Annotated in this window: 16 protein-coding genes and 1 pseudogene; 13 read left to right on the top strand and 4 right to left on the bottom strand. The window is 69.8% G+C overall.

Going from position 1 to position 20,395, the window contains the following annotated elements:
- Positions 1-133: 133 nt before the first annotated feature.
- Positions 134-1,066, bottom strand: coding sequence for a TIGR03564 family F420-dependent LLM class oxidoreductase (locus ABD987_RS20235; RefSeq protein ID WP_345395520.1), 933 nt, complete (start codon positions 1,064-1,066; stop codon positions 134-136).
- Between the two features lie 117 nt (positions 1,067-1,183).
- Between ABD987_RS20235 and ABD987_RS20230 the strand changes: the two genes are divergently transcribed.
- On the top strand, positions 1,184-1,681 hold the full coding sequence (locus ABD987_RS20230) for an OsmC family protein (protein WP_345395517.1): 498 nt from the start codon (positions 1,184-1,186) through the stop codon (positions 1,679-1,681).
- Positions 1,682-1,743: 62 nt separating this feature from the next.
- Positions 1,744-3,381: a Na+/H+ antiporter gene (locus ABD987_RS20225; protein WP_345395514.1), complete on the top strand. Its 1,638-nt coding sequence runs from the start codon at positions 1,744-1,746 to the stop codon at positions 3,379-3,381.
- 82 nt (positions 3,382-3,463) lie between these two features.
- Here the strand turns inward: ABD987_RS20225 and ABD987_RS20220 are convergent, their stop codons facing one another.
- Positions 3,464-4,750 (bottom strand): adenylosuccinate synthase, encoded by a 1,287-nt coding sequence (locus tag ABD987_RS20220; RefSeq protein ID WP_345395511.1) that lies wholly within the window; start codon positions 4,748-4,750, stop codon positions 3,464-3,466.
- A 58-nt stretch (positions 4,751-4,808) separates the two neighbouring features.
- Between ABD987_RS20220 and ABD987_RS20215 the strand changes: the two genes are divergently transcribed.
- The 8 genes from ABD987_RS20215 to ABD987_RS20180 all read left to right on the top strand — a co-directional run bounded on the left by ABD987_RS20215 (position 4,809) and on the right by ABD987_RS20180 (position 13,099).
- The gene (locus ABD987_RS20215) at positions 4,809-5,489 is read left to right on the top strand and encodes a hypothetical protein (protein WP_345395508.1); all 681 of its coding nucleotides are present in this window, start codon (positions 4,809-4,811) and stop codon (positions 5,487-5,489) included.
- 84 nt (positions 5,490-5,573) lie between these two features.
- Complete coding sequence (locus tag ABD987_RS20210; RefSeq protein ID WP_345395505.1) at positions 5,574-6,086, top strand: DUF1453 domain-containing protein; 513 nt, start codon at positions 5,574-5,576, stop codon at positions 6,084-6,086.
- Between the two features lie 142 nt (positions 6,087-6,228).
- Complete coding sequence (locus ABD987_RS20205; RefSeq protein ID WP_345395502.1) at positions 6,229-6,828, top strand: HNH endonuclease family protein; 600 nt, start codon at positions 6,229-6,231, stop codon at positions 6,826-6,828.
- A 240-nt stretch (positions 6,829-7,068) separates the two neighbouring features.
- Complete coding sequence (locus ABD987_RS20200; RefSeq protein WP_345395499.1) at positions 7,069-8,697, top strand: ABC transporter substrate-binding protein; 1,629 nt, start codon at positions 7,069-7,071, stop codon at positions 8,695-8,697.
- Positions 8,694-9,653, top strand: a complete 960-nt coding sequence (locus tag ABD987_RS20195; RefSeq protein WP_345395496.1) for an ABC transporter permease — start codon at positions 8,694-8,696, stop codon at positions 9,651-9,653. Before ABD987_RS20200 ends, ABD987_RS20195 begins: the two co-directional genes overlap by 4 nt.
- Positions 9,646-10,470: an ABC transporter permease gene (locus ABD987_RS20190; protein ID WP_345395493.1), complete on the top strand. Its 825-nt coding sequence runs from the start codon at positions 9,646-9,648 to the stop codon at positions 10,468-10,470. The genes ABD987_RS20195 and ABD987_RS20190 overlap by 8 nt, the downstream gene beginning before the upstream one ends.
- Complete coding sequence (locus ABD987_RS20185) at positions 10,467-12,071, top strand: dipeptide ABC transporter ATP-binding protein (protein ID WP_345395490.1); 1,605 nt, start codon at positions 10,467-10,469, stop codon at positions 12,069-12,071. The genes ABD987_RS20190 and ABD987_RS20185 overlap by 4 nt, the downstream gene beginning before the upstream one ends.
- Positions 12,068-13,099: an LLM class flavin-dependent oxidoreductase gene (locus ABD987_RS20180; RefSeq protein WP_345395487.1), complete on the top strand. Its 1,032-nt coding sequence runs from the start codon at positions 12,068-12,070 to the stop codon at positions 13,097-13,099. Before ABD987_RS20185 ends, ABD987_RS20180 begins: the two co-directional genes overlap by 4 nt.
- Before the next feature lie 443 nt (positions 13,100-13,542).
- On the opposite strand, the gene ABD987_RS20175 is transcribed toward ABD987_RS20180, so the two are convergent.
- Positions 13,543-15,441 (bottom strand): FAD/NAD(P)-binding protein, encoded by a 1,899-nt coding sequence (locus ABD987_RS20175; protein WP_345395484.1) that lies wholly within the window; start codon positions 15,439-15,441, stop codon positions 13,543-13,545.
- Positions 15,442-15,570: 129 nt separating this feature from the next.
- Between ABD987_RS20175 and ABD987_RS20170 the strand changes: the two are divergent.
- The 3 genes and pseudogenes from ABD987_RS20170 to ABD987_RS20160 all read left to right on the top strand — a co-directional run bounded on the left by ABD987_RS20170 (position 15,571) and on the right by ABD987_RS20160 (position 19,683).
- Positions 15,571-16,714: pseudogene (locus ABD987_RS20170) on the top strand (LLM class flavin-dependent oxidoreductase).
- Positions 16,715-16,932: 218 nt separating this feature from the next.
- Positions 16,933-18,195: an MFS transporter gene (locus tag ABD987_RS20165; RefSeq protein ID WP_345395481.1), complete on the top strand. Its 1,263-nt coding sequence runs from the start codon at positions 16,933-16,935 to the stop codon at positions 18,193-18,195.
- A 321-nt stretch (positions 18,196-18,516) separates the two neighbouring features.
- Positions 18,517-19,683, top strand: coding sequence for a GGDEF domain-containing protein (locus ABD987_RS20160; protein WP_345396205.1), 1,167 nt, complete (start codon positions 18,517-18,519; stop codon positions 19,681-19,683).
- Positions 19,684-19,941: 258 nt separating this feature from the next.
- On the opposite strand, the gene ABD987_RS20155 is transcribed toward ABD987_RS20160, so the two are convergent.
- Positions 19,942-20,355, bottom strand: a complete 414-nt coding sequence (locus tag ABD987_RS20155) for a DUF3151 domain-containing protein (protein ID WP_345395478.1) — start codon at positions 20,353-20,355, stop codon at positions 19,942-19,944.
- Positions 20,356-20,395 lie beyond the last annotated feature (40 nt).

Genomic DNA, 20,395 nt, shown 5'->3' with positions numbered 1-20,395 from the left:
TGGCTCAAACGCCCCAATGTGGCATTCGCTGCGCTGGACGCACCCAATGTGGCGTTCGGTGCGTTGGACGCACCGAACGCCACATTGGGGCGCATGTCCCCGGGCGGATCCGGACCGGTGAAACGATCTGCGTTCAGGCCTGGGGTAGCGAGCCGAGCAGTCCCCACGTACGCACCCGCTCCTCCGGCGAGCGCAAAACGGCCTGTGACGCGAGCACTTCCGTGGCCCCGGCGTCGAAGTAGCGCTGGATCCCCGCGGCGACCTCGCGCTCGTCGCCGATAAGCGTGAGATCCGCCGGGTGCGAGACGCCCTCCAGGTCGAGCAGCCGCCGATACGACGGAAGATCACCGTAGAAGGCGAGCTTCTCGACCGCGTTGGCGCGGGCCCCGTCTACGTCGTCGGTCACCACCACCGACACCGCGGCGATGACGCGTGGCGACGGCCGCCCCGCCGATTCGGCCGCTTGGACCAGGCGGGGCACGATCTCCTCGGAAAGCGCTTTCGGCCCGGCCAGGAACGTCAACGTGCCGTCGGCCAGTTCCCCGGTGACCCGCAGCGCCTGCGGACCGAGCGCCGCGACGATCAACGGCAGCTCACCGGAACCGGTGACCGTGGCGGGGAACGGCGGGCGCGCGACGACGGTGTCCCCCTCGAAATCCGGCTGGCGTCCGGAAAAGACCTCGCGCAGCACGGTCAGGTACTCCCGCAGATGCCGGATCGGCCGCGGATACTCGATGCCGTACACCGGCTCCAGAAATTCCTTCGCGCCGAGGCCGACGCCCAGGCTGAACCGGCCACCGGTGGCCGCCTGCGCGGTCTGCGCGAGCGCCGAGACCAGCAGCGGATGCCGGGGATAGATCGGCACGACGGACGTCCCGACCTCGATACCGGGCACCTCGCGCCCGGCGATCGCGGCCGCGGCGATCGCGTCGTGCCCGAAGAGCTGGGCGAACCAGGCGGACGAGAGACCGGCGTCCGCGGCGTCCCTGGTGAGCGCGACGAGCTCGTCGATGGTGTTCTTCGCGGGCTGGCTGTCCCCGGACAGCAGCGTCACTCCGATGGTCATGATCAGCACTACCGCCGCGCGTCGTGCGGTATTCCACTCCCAGGACTTGGGAAGCCGCGCGCGAAGGGCGGGAAATCCGGACGCTGTGACCTACGCCTTTCCCTACGAGGAGTAGTCATGTCGCTCATCGACGTCATCGAAGGCACGCGTGAAGCCATCGACAAGGATCTGCACAACGCCGCGGTTTCGTTCCGCGTCACGAACGCGCTCGCCCCCGGCACCGCGACCGTGGTCGAGGTCAAGGTGCGGGACAAGACCTTCACGGTCGACGAGCCCGGCGCGCTCGGCGGGACCGACACCGCGGCCAACCCGGTCGAGTACGCGCTCGCCGCGCTCGGCTCCTGCCAGGTGATCACCTACCAGTTCTGGGCCGCGAAGCGCGGTATCCCGCTCGGCTCGGTCCGGGTGACCGTGGACGGCGACCTCGACCTACACGGCTTCTTCGGGTTCTCGCTCAACGCCCGGCCGGGTTTCGGTGACGTGCGCGTGTCGGTCGAGCTCGACGGCCCGGCGACCCGTGAGCAGTACGAACAGCTGCGCCGCGAGGTCGACGAGCACTGCCCGGTGCTCGATCTGTTCCGGCACGAGACCCCGGTGAGCACCCGCCTCACCTGAGCGCGCCGCCATCTCGTGCCCGGACGGCGCCGATGGGCGAAGATCGCCTTCGGAGGTCGTCGATGGATGTTCTGACCCTGATGGGGCTGCTCGCCGGTTCACTCGGGCTGACCGCGCTGTGCCGCCGGTACAACCTGTCCGCGCCGCTGGTGATCGTCGTGGTCGCGCTCGCCGTCGCCCTGATTCCCGGGGTGCCGAGGATCGAGCTCGCCCCCGAGCTGATCCTCACCGTGGTGCTGCCGCCGCTGCTGTATTCGACGTCGCTGGACAGCTCGATCACGCAGTTCCGCGACAACCTGCGCCCGATCATCGCGCTCGGGGTGCTGCTGGTGGGGCTCACCGCGGTCGTCGTCGCGGTGGTGGTGCACCTACTGCTGCCCGATCTGCCGTTCGCGACCTGCCTGGTGATCGGCGCCGTGGTCGCCCCGCCGGACGCGGTGAGCGCGGTCGCGGTCGGCAGCAAGCTCGGCCTGCCGCGCCGGGTCATGGCGGTGCTGACCGGGGAGAGCCTCGTCAACGACGCGGCCGCGCTGACGTTGTACAAGGTCGCGCTGGCGGCGGTGGCCGGGACGGCCGGCTCGATCGGGCACGGTTTCGCGGTGTTCGCGGTGGCCGCCGTGCTCGGGATCGCGGTCGGCCTGGTGATCGGCATGCTCGTCGGGCTGATCCGGCGCACGCTCACCGATCCGGTGCTGGAGTCGGCGTTCGGGATCATCGTGCCGTTCGCCGCGTACGTGCTCGCCGAGCACCTGCACCCGTTCGGGACCGGGTTCAGCGGTTCCGGGGTGCTCGCGGTCGTCGCGGCGGGGCTGTACCTCGGGCGCGGGTCGCTCAGAGCCTCGTCCGCGACCCGGGTCCAGGACGCGTCGGTGTGGGCCTCGATCGACGTCGTGCTGGAGGCGCTGGTGTTCGCGCTGATGGGCCTCCAGCTGCCGTTCGTGCTCGACACCGCCGACCACGCCGCGCGTGACAACGGGCAGCTCGCGCTCGTCGCCGTCGTCGTGCTGGCGGTGACGATGTTCGTCCGGATCCCCGCGGTGCTCGGGATGAGTTATCTGCCGCGCGGGCTGCGCCTGTTCGGCCGTGAGGGGCCGGCCCAGTCCTGGCGGTCCAACCTGGTGATCTCCTGGGCGGGGATGCGCGGCGTGGTCACGCTCGCCGCCGCGGCCGGTGTCCCGTTCGACGCGCCCGGCCGCGCCGAGATCCAGCTGTTCGCGTTCTCCGTCGCGATCGGGACGGTGCTGATCCAGGGACTCACGCTGCCGCCGCTGATCCGCGCCCTCAAGGTGCAGGACCCGAACGAGGCCGCGCGCGATCAGGCGGAGGAGATCGCCGCGCGCACCGCGGCCAAGGACGCGGCGATCGCGAAGCTCGACGAGCTGGTCACGTCCCGGATGTCCACTATGGACGTTCCGTCCGATCGGGCGGAACGGTTCCGCGAACGGCTGCGGACCATCGTGGACACGCGGTACCAGTCCGCGATCGAGGCGATCTCGCTGTCCGCCGAGGAACGCGCGACCAGCAAACAGGCGGCGTTCTACGACGCGCGCCGGGAGATGCTCGTCGCCCAGCGGCGCGCGCTGCTGGCCGAACGCGAGGCACATCGTCTTGACGACGAAATCCTGCGAAAGGTGCTGCGGGAACTCGACCTGGAGGAACTGAGTCTCTCCGCGTCCCCGCTCAGCCCCCGCCTGACCTGACACCGCAACGGTCCGTGGGGGCCTCCTTGAGGGACCTAGAGTCCCTCAAGGAGGCCCCACGGACCTTCGAAGCAGTGGTGGATCAGGCGAACTCGTGGCGCACGATGGTCTGCTCGCGGCCGGGGCCGACGCCGATCGCCGAGACCCGCGCGCCGGACAGCTCCTCGATCCGCTCGACGTAGGCGCGCGCGTTCGCGGGCAGTTCCTCGAACGTCCGGCAGCCGGAGATGTCCTCGAACCAGCCGGGCAGCTCTTCGTAGATCGGGATCGCGTGGTGCACGTCGGTCTGCGTCATCGGCATGTCCTGGGTGCGGAAGCCGTCGACCTCGTAGCCGACGCACACCGGGACCTTCTCCAGCCCGGACAGCACGTCCAGCTTGGTGAGGAAGTAGTCGGTGATGCCGTTGACACGCACCGCGTAGCGCGCGATCACCGCGTCGAACCAGCCGGTGCGCCGCGAGCGCCCGGTGGTGACCCCGAACTCGCCGCCCTGCTTGCGCAGGAACTCGCCGGACTCGTCGTTCAGCTCGGTCGGGAACGGCCCGGAGCCGACGCGGGTGGTGTACGCCTTGAGGATGCCGAGCACCGTGGTGATCCGGCCCGGCCCGATGCCCGAACCGGCGCTCGCGCCGCCGGAGGTCGGGTTCGACGAGGTCACGAACGGGTAAGTGCCGTGGTCGACGTCGAGCAGCGTGCCCTGCGACCCCTCCAGCAGCACCGTCTCCCCGCGTTCGAGGGCCTGGTTGAGCTGCAGGCGGGTGTCGGCGATGCGGTGCGCGAACTTCTCGCCGGCGGACAGCACCTCGTCGGCGACCTGGTCGGCGTCGAGCGCCTTCCGGTTGTAGACCTTGACCAGCACCTGGTTCTTGAACTCCAGCGCGGCCTCGACCTTCTGCCGGAAGATCTTCTCGTCCAGCAGGTCCTGCGCGCGAACGCCGACGCGGGCGATCTTGTCCTGGTAGCAGGGTCCGATGCCGCGGCCGGTGGTGCCGATCTTGCGGCTCCCCAGGTAACGCTCGGTGACCTTATCGATCGCCACGTGGTACGGCATGATCAGGTGCGCGTCGGCGGAGATCAGCAGCCTGCTGGTGTCGACGTCGCGGGCCTCGAGACCGGCGAGCTCGTCCAGCAGCACACCGGGGTCGACGACGACGCCGTTGCCGATGACGTTGGTGACGCCGGGGGTGAGGATGCCGGACGGGATGAGGTGCAGCGCGAAGTTCTCGCCGTTGGGAAGGACGACGGTGTGGCCGGCGTTGTTCCCGCCCTGATAGCGGACGACCCACTGCACACGGTCGCCGAGCAGGTCGGTGGCCTTGCCCTTGCCTTCATCTCCCCATTGGGCACCGATGAGCACGATGGCCGGCATGTGACACTCCAGGTGTTCGACGACAAAGCAGGAAATGGGCGCTGGTGAATGCCGGTGCATGAGCGTAACGGAGGACCTGCGGGTGCGCGGAATCGTGGTGGCCTGTGGCGAGGACTCGCCGGGATTCGAGGACATCGACGACGTCACGTCGGTCCGGGTTCCCAGCCGCCCCGGCAAGGCGGAAATCGACCCCTTGCTGGGCGAACACGATCATCTCGTGGTGTCGGGGACGGACGCCGACCTCGCCGCGGTGGTGTTGCGGTTGTTACGCAAGGAACAGCTCGCGGGCGTGTCGGTCGGCTTCGTGCCCGCCTCGCCGGACTCCGCCGTCGCCTCCCTGTGGGGCCTGCCGACGGCGCCGGTGCGTGCGCTCGCGCTGGCGCTGCGTGGCGAGGTCGACCCGGTGCCGTTGATCCGTGACGACGCGGGCGGCGTGCTCATCGGGCGCGGCGAACTCGGCATGGTGCGCGGGGTGGCCTACTGCGACGAGCAGGTCGCGCTGCGCGGGGCGGCGCGATCGATCGTCGTCGAGCCGGACGCCGACGGGCCCGGCCTGCGGGTCCGCGTCGTGAAGGGCACCTTCTTCAAGCGGCCGACGACGCTGTACTCACGGGCGTTCCAGATCGGCTGCATCCCGACGCGGCCGATGTCCGACGGCGTCGCGCACCCGCGCGCGATGAACCGGTGGACCTGGTACCGGCACACCCAGGATCTGCGCCTGGTGCGCGGCGCCCTCTGAAATCCACCTCGGGACGTTTGTAGCTCGCGCGTGCTATTTTATGTAGCATGCTCGTGCCATAAACGACTCTTCGCAGGGGGATCCATGACCGACGCACTGATCTTCGCCGGCATCCTGCTGGTCCTGGTGTTCACGACCCAGATCGGCCGCCGCAGGCACACCGTCTTCCTGACGGTGATGCCGTTCATCTCCTCGACGGTGATCGGCGTACTGGTGCTGGGCACCGGCGAGCACCACTACGAGCCCGCGGACCTCGCCATGGGCGCGCTGGGCATCGGGATCGGCCTGCTCGCCGGGCTGGCGCTGACCAGGGCGATGGCCGTCTGGCGCGATCCGGGCACCGGCAAGCTCTACACCCGCGGCGGCCTCGGCTACCTCGCGATCTGGCTGGTCGTCCTGATCGGCAGGCTGGTGTTCATCTACGCGCTGGAGCACTCGCACTCGTTCGCCGCGTGGTTCGGCGACCTGCTGGTCTCGACACACACGACCCCGGACGGCGTCACCGCGTTCTTCCTGCTCATGGCGCTGATCATGGTCGTCACACGGGAGATCGGCGTGCTGGTGCGCGGCCGCGGGCTGGAGCGCGTCCCGGCGTAGTGGTTTCACCATCAGCTGACAACTTGTCACCTGATGGTGTTGCGTACGCCACTTTCGTGAGTCAAAGTTACCGGGTTCCCGCACCCGACTCTGAGGGGGAAAAGTGCCAACAGCGCGTACTCTTCGTCGATCCTTGACCGTCATGGCCACCGCCGCGGTCCTCACCGGGACCCTGACCGGCATCGCCGACGCGACCCCGCCTGGAATCCCGTCCGGCGCGACCGCGAAGTCCGAGCTGGCGACGCTGAAGGTGGCGCCCGACGGCTCGATGAGCGGGTACAGCCGCACGAAGTTCCCGCACTGGATCGACCAGGGGAACAACTGCAACACGCGCGAGGTCGTGCTGAAGCGGGACGGCACGAACGTCAAGACCGGCAGTGACTGCGCCCCGACGTCGGGTACCTGGAAGAGCCCGTACGACGGCGGGACATGGAGCAAACCGTCCGATGTGGACATCGACCACGTGGTGCCGCTCGCGAACGCGTGGCGCACCGGGGCGGCGGCGTGGACCACGGCGCAGCGCCAGGCGTACGCGAACGACCTGAACGACCCGCAGCTGATCGCCGTCACCGACAACGTCAACCAGGAGAAGGGCGACAAGTCGCCGGACGCCTGGAAGCCGCCGCTCACCAGCTACTGGTGCACCTACGCGAGCATGTGGGTCGCGGTGAAGCACAAGTTCAAGCTCACCGTGAACTCGGCCGAGAAGTCCGCGCTGACGGACATGCTCAACCGCTGCTGATCCCGGGCGCCCCAAACGCCCCAATGTGGCATTGGGTGCGTCTGACGCAGCGAATGTGGCGTTCGGTGCGTCCAACGCACCGAACGCCACATTGGGGCGCATGACCGCCGTCAAGGGGAACCTCGCGAGAGTTCAGGGAGTGGGAGCGGGGTTCGGAAAGTGGGACGGGCTCAAGGACGTGATTAGCGTGAAACGGGTCGGCGCAAGCGAAAGCGCCCCGTTCCCCGCTGGAGCCGCCCGGTGTCTGGATCACCCCTGTCCCGCGTGCGCGTCGTCACCGCCGCGCTCGTCCTGCCCCTGCTGCTGACCACGGCCGCCTGCGCCGCCGCGGGCGGTGACCCCGCCGCCGACGCGGGCCCGCCCCGTCCCGGCGGCACGCTGCGGCTGGGCATCTCCTCCAACCCCGACTGCGTGGATCCCCAGCAGTACGGGACGAACGCCGCGCTCAACGTCGGCCGCCAGCTCGTCGACTCGCTCACCGACCAGGACCCGAAAACCGGTGAGATCAAGCCGTGGCTGGCCCGGAAATGGGACGTCAACGCGGATTCGACGGCGTTCACCTTCCAGCTGCGCGAGGGCGTCACGTTCTCCGACGGCGCCCCGCTCGACGCGGCCGCGGTGAAGGCGAACTTCGACGGGATCAAGGCGCTCGGCGCGAAGGCCCAGCTGGCGTCCGGATATCTGGCCGCCTACCAGGCGAGCACGGTGCTCGACCCGCACACCGTCCGTGTCGAATTCGGCGCGCCGAGCGCCCAGTTCCTCCAGGCCAGCTCGACGATGTCGCTCGGCCTGCTCAGCCCGGCCGCGTACCGGAAGACGCCGGATCAGCGCTGCCAGGGCGACGGGTTGATCGGCTCGGGACCGTTCGTGTTCCGGAGTTTCCGGCAGAACCAGGAAATCGTGCTCGCGAAGCGCGCGGGCTACACCTGGGGCTCGTCGCTGTTCCGGCACCAGGGCGAGGCCTACCTCGACCAGATCGACTACAAGATCGTGCCCGAGCCGGGCGTCCGCACTGGTGGTCTCGCCTCCGGGCAGCTCGACGCGATCACCGACGTCCAGCCGGTCGACGAACCGCAGTTCGCGGCCAACGGCTTCACCGAGCCGGTCCGGCCGAACCCCGGTGTCGTGTTCAACCTGCACGCGAACACCACGCGGGGAGTGCTCACCGACGAGAAGGTGCGCCAGGCCGTGGTGAAGGGCATCAACCGGCCGGAGGTCACCAGCACGGTGCTGACCGGGAACTACCGGCCCGCCACGAGCATCCTCGGCTCGGCGACCCCGCTGCACGCCGATCTTTCCGCGCAGCTCGCCTACGACCCGAACGGCGCTTCCGCGCTGCTCGAAGGCGCCGGCTGGCAGCCGGGGCCGGACGGGATCCGCACGAAGGGCGGGCAGCGCCTGACCGCGACCGTGCAGTTCTCCCCGGTGTTCAACCAGAACCGCAGCGTGCTCGAACTCGTCCAGCAGCAGCTGCGCAAGATCGGTTTCGATCTGCGCATCGACCAGCGCACCACCGCGGAGACGGTGCAGGCACAGCAAAGCGGGGACTACGACTACATCTGGTACAACGTGACCAGGGCGGATCCGGACATCCTTCGCGGCATCTTCTCCACCAAGGCGAGCAACCGCAGCAAGCTCCCCGCCGGCAACCCGCTCGACGCCGCGCTCGACGACCAAGCGTCCACAGTGGACGCCGCAAAACGCAGGCCCGCCGTCGAGCTGACCCAGAAGCTCATCGTGGAGCACGGGTACGCGGTCCCGGTGTTCGAGCTGACCCAGGTACTGGCCGTCGGCCCCCAGGCGCACGCGGTCGACTTCGAGGCGTCCTCCCGGCTCCAGCTGTTCGACACCTGGGTTTCGGGCGCATGAGCGGCTATCTCCTCCGCCGCGCCGGACAGGCGGTGTTCGTGCTGTGGGCGGCGTTCACGCTGTCGTTCGTGATCCTCTACCTGCTGCCGGGCGACGCGGTTTCGGCGAAGCTCGGCGGCGGCGAGGGCGGCATCACCGTGACGCCCGAACAGCTCGCACAGGCACGCGCGGAGTACGGACTGGACGACCCGCTGCCCGTACAGTACGGAAAGCGCTTACTCTCCGCGCTGCACGGCGACTTCGGGCGCAGCGTCACCACCGGCGACGGCGCGGCGCACATGGTCGTCTCGGCGCTGCCACCGACGCTCGCGGTCACCGGGATCGCGGTGCTGCTGGCGATCCTGCTCGGCGGCGGGGTCGCGTTCGCCGGGACCTACACCCGGCTGCCGTGGCTGCGTCAGCTCCTGCTTTCCCTTCCCCCGCTGGGCATCTCCCTGCCGACCTTCTGGGTGGGGCTGCTGCTCATCCAGTTCTTCTCCTTCCGCCTCCGGCTGTTCCCCGCGCTGGGCACGCAGGGCTTCGCCTCGCTGGTCCTGCCCGCGGTCACACTCGCGCTGCCCACGGCGGCGATCATCGGGCAGGTGCTGGCGAGGAGCCTGCGTGCCCAGCTCACCGAGCCCTACGCGGAAACCGCGTCCGCCAAGGGCGCGAGCCGCCTGCGTGTCCACTTCGGACACGTACTGCGGAACGCGGCCGTCCCGGCGCTGACCGTCACCGGGGTGGTGGCGGGTCATCTGCTCGCCGGGTCCGTCATCGTCGAGACGGTGTTCTCCCGCGACGGTGTCGGCCGGGTCACCGCGGCCGCGGTGACGAACCAGGACATCCCGGTGGTGCAGGCGGTGATCGTGCTCGCCGCGCTGGTGTTCGTGGTGCTGAACCTCGTGGTCGACCTGCTCTGCCCGCTGCTGGACCCGCGGCTCGCCGCGGCGAGGACACCGGAGGTGGCCCGTGGTTGATCTCGCTCAGCGCACCGGCGTCGTGCTGCGCAGACCGGGCCTGGTGGTGGCGGTCGTGGTCCTGGTGCTCGCGCTGCTCGCCGCGGTCGCGCCGGCGTTGTTCACCGGCTACGACCCGATCACCGGTGTCCCCGCCGAGAAGCTGCGCGGTCCCTCGCTCGCGCACCTGTTCGGCACCGACGAAACCGGCCGCGACGTGTTCGCCCGTGTCGTGCACGGCGCGTCGTTGTCGTTGCGCGCCACCGTCATCGCCGTGCTCGTCGCGCTCGTGAGCGGGTCCGCGCTCGGCCTGGTCGCCGGGTTCCGCGGCGGGGTGCTGGACACCGTGGTGATGCGGATCGTGGACGTCCTGCTGGCGATCCCGTCGATCCTGCTCTCGCTCGCGCTGGTCACCGCGCTGGGGTTCGGCACGACGAACGTCGCGATCGCGGTCGGCATCGCCAACCTCGCCGCGTTCGCGCGGCTGATGCGCGCGGAGGTGCTCCGGGTGCGCGGCACGGTGTACGTCGAGGCCGCGCGGGCGAGCGGGGTGCGCTTCACCGGTGTGCTCGGCAGGCACGTGCTGCCGAACGCGCTCGGCCCGGTGCTCGCGCTGGCCACGCTCACGCTCGGCACGGCGGTGCTGGAGGTGTCGGCGCTGAGCTTCCTCGGTTTCGGCGCGACGCCGCCGACGCCGGAATGGGGCGCGCTCGTCGCGGGCGGGCGCAACTTCCTGGCCACCGCTTGGTGGCTGACGACCTTTCCCGGGCTGACGGTCGCCGCGGTGGTCCTTTCCGCGAACCGGCTTTCCCGGGCGTTGGACGGAGGCGATCGATGACCGGCGAACTACTGCGCGTCCGCGATCTCGCGGTGTCCTACCGGACGAGTTCAGGGACGGTGCCCGCGGTGCGGGGCGTGGATCTGACCGTCCACACCGGACAGGTGGTGGCGGTGGTCGGCGAGTCCGGCTCCGGCAAGAGCACCACGGCGCACGCGACGATCGGGCTGCTGCCGCGCGGCGGGCGGATCGACGGCGGTGAGATCACCTTCGCCGGGCGCGACCTCACCCGGCTTTCGGATCGGCGGTGGCGCGGGGTGCGTGGCCGGGAGATCGCCCTCGTGCCGCAGGATCCCGCGGTGTCGCTCAACCCGGTGCACCGGATCGGCGACCAGGTCGGCGAGGTGCTGCGGATCCACGGGTTCGCCGACCGGCGTACCGCGGGCATCGAGGCCGTGGAGTTGCTGCGCCGGGCCGGGATCCCCGAGCCCGAGGCCCGCGCGCGGCAGTACCCGCACGAGCTTTCCGGCGGGATGCGGCAGCGCGCGCTGATCGCCGCCGCGCTGGCGGGGAGGCCGAAGCTGATCATCGCGGACGAGCCGACCAGCGCGCTCGACGTCACCGTGCAGAAGCGGATCCTCGACCAGCTCACCGAACTGGCCGCCGAGTCGGGCACCGCGATCCTGCTGATCACGCACGATCTCGGCGTCGCCGCGGACCGCGCTTCGCACGTCGTGGTGCTGGCCGAGGGCAAGGTTGTCGAAGCGGGCACCGTCGGCGAAGTGATCGGGGCTCCTTCGCAGCCGTACACGCGGCGGTTGCTCGACGCGGCACCGAGCATGTCCGGTCCGCCGCCCCGGGAATCCCGGCCCGCCACCGAACCGATCGTGTCGGTGCGTGGGCTGTCGAAGACCTACCCGCTTCCGGGCGGCCGGGTGGTGCGCGCGGTCGACGACGTGTCGTTCGACATCCCGCGCGGCCAGACGCTCGCGCTGGTCGGCGAATCGGGTTCCGGGAAGACGACGACCGCGCGGATGGTCCTGCGGCTGGAGACACCGTCGGCCGGGTCGGTGACCTTCGACGGCCAGGACGTCACCGCGTCGCGGGGTGAGGACCTGCGGCAGCTGCGGCGTCGAATCCAGCTCGTGTACCAGAACCCGTACACGTCGTTGAACCCGAAGTTCACCGTCGAGGAGATCGTCGCGGAGCCGCTGCGCGCGTTCGGCGTCGGCACGCGGGCCGAGCGGCGGGCGCGGGCGGCGGAACTGCTCGACCAGGTGGCGCTGCCAACGACGACGTCACGGCGCAGGCCCGCCGAACTTTCCGGCGGGCAACGGCAGCGCGTCGCGATCGCGCGTGCGCTGGCACTGCGCCCGGAACTGCTCGTGTGCGACGAGCCGGTGTCCGCTTTGGACGTTTCGGTGCAGGCGCAGATACTGCGGCTGCTGGCCGAGCTACAGGCCGGGCTCGGGTTGAGCTATCTGTTCATCTCGCACGACCTCGCCGTCGTGCGGCAGCTCGCGGACCGGGTCGGGGTCCTGCGCGCGGGCGCGCTCGTGGAACTGGGACCGGCCGCCGAGGTGTTGCACCAGCCGAAGGCCGAGTACACCCGCGAACTCCTCGCGGCGATCCCCGGCCGTTCCGCGCAGGAGGTCCGATGAAGTTCGCGCTGTTCTCCCTGGTGGCCAACCATCCCGATCCGGCGACCGGACGGACGCCGAGCCAGCACGAGCGGCTGCGGCAGGTCGTCGACTACGCGAAGTTCGCCGAAGAACTCGGTTTCGACGCGTACGGCGTCGGGGAACGGCACGGCGAGCCGTTCCTGTCTTCGGCGCCGCCGGTGATCCTCGCCGCGATCGCCGAACGCACCTCGCGGGTCCGGCTGCTGACGACGTTGACCGTGATCAGCGTGCTCGACCCGGTTCGCGTCGCCGAGGACTACGCGACGGTCGACCAGTTGTCCGGCGGGCGGCTGGAACTGATGATCGGCAAGGGCAACGATCCCCGGCACTTCCCGTTGTTCGGGCTTTCCGAAGAGCGGCAGTGGGAGTACCAGGCGGAGAAGTTCGAGCTGCTGCGCCGCTTGTTGCGCGAGGAGAACGTGACGTGGTCCGGCGAGTTCCGGTCACCGCTGGAGGACGTCACCACGCAGCCGCGTCCGTTCCACGCGCGGCCGCGGATCTGGCACGGCAGCGCGTCCAGTACCGAGTCGACCGAGCTGGCCGCGCGGTTCGGGGACCCGTTGTTCAGCGCCAACGGATTCCACCCGAAGAAGAAGTACGCCGACCTGATCGACCACTACCGGCGGCGGTGGGCGGACCACGGCCACGATCCGGCGGACGCGCTGGTCGGCTCCGGCGCGGGCGGGCTGTACGTGGCGCGGACGTCGCAGGAGGCGCTGGAGGGCTACCGCCCGTACTTCGAGGCGTTGATGAAGACCCCGGCCTATCAGCACAACAAGTCGGAGTTCACCACCCTGGAGGACAAGATCGCGAACGGGTCGGCGCTGGTCGGGAGTCCGGAGCAGGTGATCGACAAGATCGGCGACTACCACGCCTCGTTCGGGCACGAGGTGCAGGCGGTGTCGGTGGACGGGCTGACCGACGGTGAAGCGCGCGAGGTGCTGGACCTGTTCGCGGCGGAGGTGATGCCGGTGGTCGCCAAGGAACTGCCCTCCCGCGACTGGTGACCCCGAGCCGGGTCACCGTCCACTCCACACCCACACTGGGCCAGGAGACTCGGGACCATGCCCGCACCCGTGGCCCCGCTCCGCCCCCCGCAGGCATCTATCCACTGTGGACACCCGCACGTCTCCTACCTCCGGGCATCCCCCTCCCACCCTGGGGGGCGACCCCACAAACATTCTACCGCCGGGGTACGACGAGAACGGTTCGTGACGGGAAATGGTGCGGAGTTGTCCACAACTGGGGGCCCCTGTGGACAACCCCTGTGGACAACCTCAACACCCGTTGCGAGCGTCCGTGAATGCCACATTGAGGGACTCTGAGTCCTTCAATGTGGCATTCACGGAGCGGGGTGCCGGGACGTCGCGTACGCGTCGTTCGGGGCGTACCTGCGCCGATTCCCTTCCGCAGTGCCCACGTCCCGAACGGCCCGTTCGCGACACCCGTCTCAACGCTCGCCGGTCAGCCGCAGGATTTCGCGGGCCGTCGCGTCGTTTTGCCGGAAGGACGCCGCGTTGGTCCGGGGCCGGGTGAACGCCGCGGCCGACCGCGCGCTGGTGTGTGGTCCGACCGCGAACCAGCGCGGGCGGGGATCGCCCACGGCGTCCAGCATCCGCGCGTCGCTCACCCGCGTGTGAATCCGGCCCGAGGCCAGCCGATCACCGGTCGTGGAATCCACAATGGACTCTTCGGTCAGCTCACCGGAATCACGCAGCCGGCGCAGCAGCACGTCCGACGCGCGCCCGATCCCGGCGTCCGGCAGCCGCGCTTCGATCAGGGTCCGCGCGGTCACCTCGCCGGGAAAGCTCGCACCCGAGGCGGTGAACACCCCGGCTTCGGCGTCCGCGCGTACCCGCATCTCCGCGCCGACGAAGGACACCAGCCCGGCTTCGTGCAGCGCGAGCAGTTCCTCCAGCCGTCGTGGGGGCGGCCCGCTGGCGAAGTAGGAGAAGAAACCGTGGAACCAGCCGTCCATTTCGGACACCTGAGACTCCGCGTCGAGCCTACCGGTGGCGACGAGGCCGGCCAGCTGACCGTACACCGAAAGCAACGCCATGAACGCGCCGAGGTCGGCGCTGAACTCAGCGTCGGCACGCCGGGAGAGATCCGCCTCGACGTACTCCCGCAACTCCTTGGCGAACTCCTCCGCCGTCCCGGACCGGCGTCCGGCGAGCGGACGGTCCAAAGCGGACAGATCGAGACGGTCCTGCTCGCCGGGCACGGCGCGGGCGATCAGCGCCCGCATCGTTTCGGAGTCCCACGACGCGTCGGCGAAGGCGTCGGCGAACACCGCGAAGTCGAGCCGGACCCGCTCCGGGTGCCCGGTGAACAGCTCGCTGTAGTACCCCCAGGCGATCTCCTTCGCGATCAGCGGCCAGACGTCCTCGCGAAAGCGCACCGGCCCGGGCGTCTCGCACAGCTTCCTGATCGCGTAGTCGTCGAAGAACCTGGGCAACCGCAAGGGTTTTCCTCGCAACCGGTAGCCGATCTTCGCGTGGTAGGGCACGCCACGCCGCGAGCCGACGTGCAGGCGCGGTTCGGCGCCGCTCGGGTGATAACGCAGCCCGCCGCAGGTCAGCTCTTCGAACCGGCCGCCGCGGCCCTCGGTCAGCAGCAGCATGAGATCCACGAAGGCGAGCCCGAACCCGCGCACCAGCACCGGTTCCCCGGCGGGCACGGCCGAGTAGTCGACGTCGGCGGTGTACCCGGCCGGGTAATACGCCAGCCCGTGCCGGGTGGCGAAACCGGCGAGTTCGCTCTCCCGCTCGTCCGGCTCGGCGTCGATGTGGCCGACGGTGAACAGCACCGCGTCGGCGCGCACGGGCTCGTCGGCACCGGCGAGCCAGACACGCTGGGGAATACCGTCCTCGACCCGCACCGCGTGCGCGCGGTGCTCGACCACTTCGATGCCGTCGGGCAGTTCGGCGCGTACCTTCCGGTAGAACCAGTCCAGGTAGGCGCTTTGCAGCCGCCGCGTCGGGAAGTCCGTGCCGGACAACGCTTCCAGCTCGGGCCGGACGTCGGCGGGCACATGCGCGTCGAGCGTGCCGTCACGCACCTGGCGCACCCACTCGATCAGGGAAGGGCCCGGCCGGATCGGCCCGTCGACACGCACCGAATCGTCGGTGAAGACCGTGACGTCCTCGGGCATCGAATTCATGCGCAGCAACGGGGACTGCTCGTAGCGCCACACCCGGCCGGGCCCCGGTGGGAACGGGTCGATCAGGTGCACGACGAGCCGTCCGGAGAGCAACTCCGGAGCGTTCGCGGAGATTCTTTCGAGGACACCGACCCCACGCGGTCCGGCGCCCACGACGGCGAGGGTGAACGGCGGATCTTCGGCCACGAAACCGAAGCTACGCCCGGTACGCGCCGGGGCGGAGTCTTCCCACAGTGCGGACACCCGGTGGATTTCCTTGCCGCCACGGCCATCCGGGGCGTAGCCGTGGAAACAACGACGAGCGAAGGTGGCGGCATGCCGGTCGAATTCCTGGGCATCGGGGGAACGCACGACGGTTCGGAGACACACGCGCGGTCCGGCGGTGTCTTCGACAGGGACTACACACTGCGGCTGGCCCGCGCGCACGAGGACTTCGGCTGGGACCGGGTGTTGTTCGCCTACGGCTCGGGTTCGCCCGATCCGGCGCAGGCCGCCGCGTATGTCGCGACGAAGCTCGACACCCTGCAGATCCTGCTCGCGCATCGGCCGAACGTCTCGTACCCGACCTTCGCGGCGAAGACGTTCGCCAGCCTCGACCAGATCTCCGACGGCCGCCTCACCGTGCACTTCATCACCGGCGGTAACGACCACGAGCAACAGCGCGAGGGCGACTACCTGACCAAGGACCAGCGCTACGACCGCACCCGCGAGTACATCCGGATCGTCAAGCGGGCGTGGACCTCGTCGGAGCCTTTCGACCACGAAGGCGAGTACTACCGCTTCGCCGACTTCGTCAGCGACATCCGCCCGGTTCAGCAGCCGAGGCCGGGCGTGTCGTTCGGCGGTTCGTCGCCCGCCGCCTACGCCGCGGGTGGCGCCGAAGCCGACATCTACTGCCTGTGGGGGGGGGGAGCCGCTCGCCCAGACGGCCGAGCAGATCGAAGCCGTCGTCAAGGCGGCGAAGGCGGCGGGCCGCACGGACGTCCCGCGCATCCAGGTCGCGTTCCGCCCGATCATCGCGCCCACCGAGGAACTCGCGTGGGAGAAGGCGTACCGCACGGTCGGCGCGATCAAGGAGCGCACCGCGGGCGGTCAGCCGCTGACCCGGCGCCACCGGCTGACCGATCCGGAGAACACCGGCTCCCAGCGGCTGCTCGAAATCGCCGAACGCGGTGAGCGGTTCGATCGCGCGCTGTGGACGCCGACCGCGGCGGCCACCGGCGGCGCGGGGAACTCCAACGCGCTCGTCGGGACGCCGGAAACGGTCGCACAGGCATTGCTGGACTACTACGACCTCGGCGTCGACATCTTCTCCGCCCGCGGCTACGACATGCTCGGCGACACGATCGACTTCGGCCGCCACGTCATCCCGATCGTCCGGGAAGAGGTCGCGAAGCGCGACGCCGCACCGGCAACCACCCACACGCCCGCACCGGCCGCACTCGCCGTCGACGGCTGAGCAAGGGGATCTTGGTCACGATTCCCGAACGACCTCGATCAAAACTTCGTGGAGCAGGCGAGATACCGGCGAAAGAACCTAGAGATTCACCAACTCCGCACGAGACACTGACCCCGGCAACTCACTTATCGTGACGAGGCGGTGACCACGGGCCCCATGGGTCTCCGCCTGGTCACCGGTGCAGTACGGTCTGCACACGAAGCCGGGGAGAAGAACGTATGGCACCACCGTCGGCCCGGGTCACATTTCGTGAGGTCTTCGGCGTTCCCGAATTCCGCGCACTGTGGTTCGGGGAGCTGCTGTCCATCGCGGGCGACCAGCTCGCCAGGGTGGCGCTGTCGGTCCTGGTGTTCACCGGCACGAACTCCGCGACGCTCACCGGCCTCACCTACGCCCTGACGTACGCGCCTTCGCTGCTCGGCGGCGTCTTCCTCACCGGCCTCGCCGACCGTTTCCCGCGCCGCACCGTCATGGTCGCCGTCGACCTGATGCGAGCGGCGCTGATCCTGCTGGTCGCGATCCCGGGGGCGCCCTTCTGGGTGATGTGCGTGCTGGTCGGCGCGGTTTCCCTGCTCAACCCGCCGTTCAAGGCCTCCCAGCTGGCGCTGCTGCCCCAGGTGCTCGAGGGCGACCGGTTCGTGGTGGGCATGGGCATCCGCAGCATGACCGTGCAGTCGGCGCAGCTGCTCGGCTTCGCCGGCGGCGGCGCACTGCTCACCACCCTCGACCCCCGGCTCGCGCTCGTGCTGGACGCGGTGACGTTCGTGCTGTCCGCGGCGTTCGTCCGGTTCGGCGTCCGCGCGCGGCCCGCCGCGGCGCCGAGCACCGAGAAGCGCAAGTCGTTCTTCGCGAGCCTCGGCGCGGGCGGACGGATCGCGTTCGCCAACCCCGCCCTGCGCACGCTGGTGATCTTCACCTGGCTGATGGGGCTGCTGCCGGTGTACGAGGGGATCGCGGCGCCATACGTCGCGTCCTCAGGCGGCGGTCCCCAGGTGATCGGCCTGCTGCTCGCCGCCGACCCGATCGGCAGCGTCATCTTCACCTTCGTCTACACCCGCTGGGTGCCCGCCGGGATCCGCCCCAAGCTCATCGGGCCGCTGTCCGCGCTCACCGCGGTTCCCCTGTTGCTCTGTTTCCTGCAGCCGGGCCCGGTCGCGTCGATCGTGTTGTTCATCGTGTCCGGCGGCTTCGGGACGGTGGCGTTGCTGCAGGCCACGGCGTCACTGACGCTCGCGGTGCCGGACGAGCACCGGGCACAGGCGATGGGCCTGTCCAACACCGGTCTGACCACGATGATGGGCATCAGCCCGTTGCTCGGCGGTATCCTCGCGGACCAGGTCAGCGCGCAGACGACCGTGGGCATCTTCGGGGTCGCCGGCATCGCGCTGACGGTGCCGCTGGCGCTCGTGTGGTGGCGGGCCCTTCACTCGGAGCCGGACCGCTGGCTCGATGAAGAAGCCGCACGCGCCGAGCACGCCTGACGTACCCCGCGCGTGAGGCTCTACCTGCGCGACCGCTGCGGTGCGCCTACGGTCACTGGTCTTTGCCGCGCATCGCTGGCCACCCTTCCTCCGACTTCAGGGAAAAAAGTACACACCCAAAGCCCTTGTGGACAGGCGGCGAACGGGCTGAAACTGTCCGTGAGGGCTTTGTAACAGACATCCGCGCAAGGGGTTGGGGGAAAAATGGTCACATCGGGGGAACACACTGGACAACGATTGATTTCTGGTGTTGCCGACTGGGCGTTGTGGTCGCGGCCGCGCCACTGGATCGTGGCGACGCTGAGCGCGCTGGCCGTGACACTGGTCTGGACCGCCATCAGCACCCTGACGACGCCAGTCACCTGGCGGCACGTCTGGCTCTTCGCCCTGCTGGCCGCGCTCGCGGTGGCACAGTCCGAGGTGACCCGCCGCATCGAGCGTCAGCGTCGCATCCTGAGCAACGGCCCCCACGTCAACATGACCTCGGTGTGGCTGCTCCCCGGCGGTCTGCTGCTCCCCGCCCATCTCGTGGCCGCGCTCGGCGTGGTCCTGTACGTCTACATGGCACTCCGCAGCTGGCAGGGCACGCGCCCCGCGCAGCCGCACCGCGTCGTGGCCAACGCCACGACCATGATCCTGTCCGGGGTCACCGCCGGGCTCGTGGGGGAATTTCTGCCCGTCGGCGACGGGGTCACGATTGTCTGTGCCGCCGCGATCGCCTTCTTCGTCGTCAACACCGTGCTCACCGGCCTCGGGCTCTACCTCGCCGACCCCGGATCGGCGACGGCGGAGTCGTGCCTCGGCGGCATGGACGACAACCTGCTCGAACTGTCCACTTTGTGCGTCGGCGGCCTGCTGGTGATGGTGCTGCAGAACGAGCCGCTGCTGTCGGTGCTGGTGATCCTGCCGCTGTACGTGTTGCAACGTTCCATGCTGGTCAAGCGGCTGGAAGAGCTGGCGACCACCGACCAGAAGACGCAGCTGCTCAACGCCGCGACCTGGCAGGACGGTGCGCAGCGCGAGATCTCCCGCGCCGAGCGCGAGGGGGGCGGTTTCGGCGCGCTGATGATCGACCTCGACCACTTCAAGCGCATCAACGACACCTACGGCCACCTCGCCGGCGACGACGTCCTGAAGGCGGTCGCCGCCGCGGTGAAGGCCGAGACCAGGGCGCACGACCTCGTCGGCCGGTTCGGCGGCGAGGAGTTCGTCGCGCTCCTGCCCGCGACGTCCAAAGAGGACGCCATCGTGACGGCCGAGCGGATCCGGCGCCGGGTCAGCGAGCTCGTCATCGACACCAGGACCAACGAGGGCGAAACGGTGGCGATCGAACGCCAGACGGCGTCGATCGGCGTCGCGTCGTATCCGCTCGACGGGTCCAGTGTGGAGGAGGTGATGGCGTCCGCCGACGCGGCTGTCTACGCCGCCAAACACGGCGGACGCAATCGCGTGGTCGGCTCGGTGGCGACACTCGCCGCCGTGGCTTGACCCTGCTCCGAAGACTCGAAAGGCTCTGAAGGCCACCATGAGGGACTTGAACGCCCTCATGGTGGCCTTCAGAGCGTCCTGACCACTGCGTCCAGCGCGCGAAGAATGATTGTCCACAGCCAAATCGCGGTTGTGGACAACTTTCGTATCGCAGCCCCGTTTCCGGGGTCCCGTCGTACACCGGCGATAGAATGTTGCTGGGGTCGCCCCCCGGAGAGGGCGGGGGATACCCCGGGGATACGAGGCGGCGCCGGGAGGTCAGGCGAGGCCGGTAGCTTCGGCGGCGGCCGGGTCGGAGTCGGTGAGGAACTGGCGGCAGCGGTCGTATTCCTCGTTCTCGCCGATCTTGCCCGCGGCGCGGGCCAGCGCCGCCAGCGCGCGCAGGAAGCCCTGGTTCGGGCGGTGCGCCCACGGCACCGGGCCGAAGCCCTTCCAGCCGGCGCGGCGCAGCTGGTCGAGGCCGCGGTGGTATCCGGTGCGGGCGTAGGCGTAAGCGGCGACGGCGTCGTCCGCGTCCAGCGCCTTCTCCGCAAGCGAGGCCCACGCCTCGCTGAAGTACGGGTGCTCCGCGGCGACGGTCGCCGGATCGGTCCCGGCGGCCAGCGCGGCCTGTGCGGCGGTGTGCTCGGGCAGATGCGTCGGCTCGGGGCCGAGCAGGTTGGCGTGCGTCATGCCCGCCATTCTGCCCAGCACACCACCGGCCTAGAAGAAG

It is taken from the genome of Amycolatopsis samaneae, from assembly GCF_039541975.1.
Lineage (GTDB): Bacteria > Actinomycetota > Actinomycetes > Mycobacteriales > Pseudonocardiaceae > Amycolatopsis > Amycolatopsis samaneae.
The sequence above is the reverse complement of the archived record's forward strand: the minus strand, read 5'-3'. Positions and strand labels throughout refer to the sequence as shown.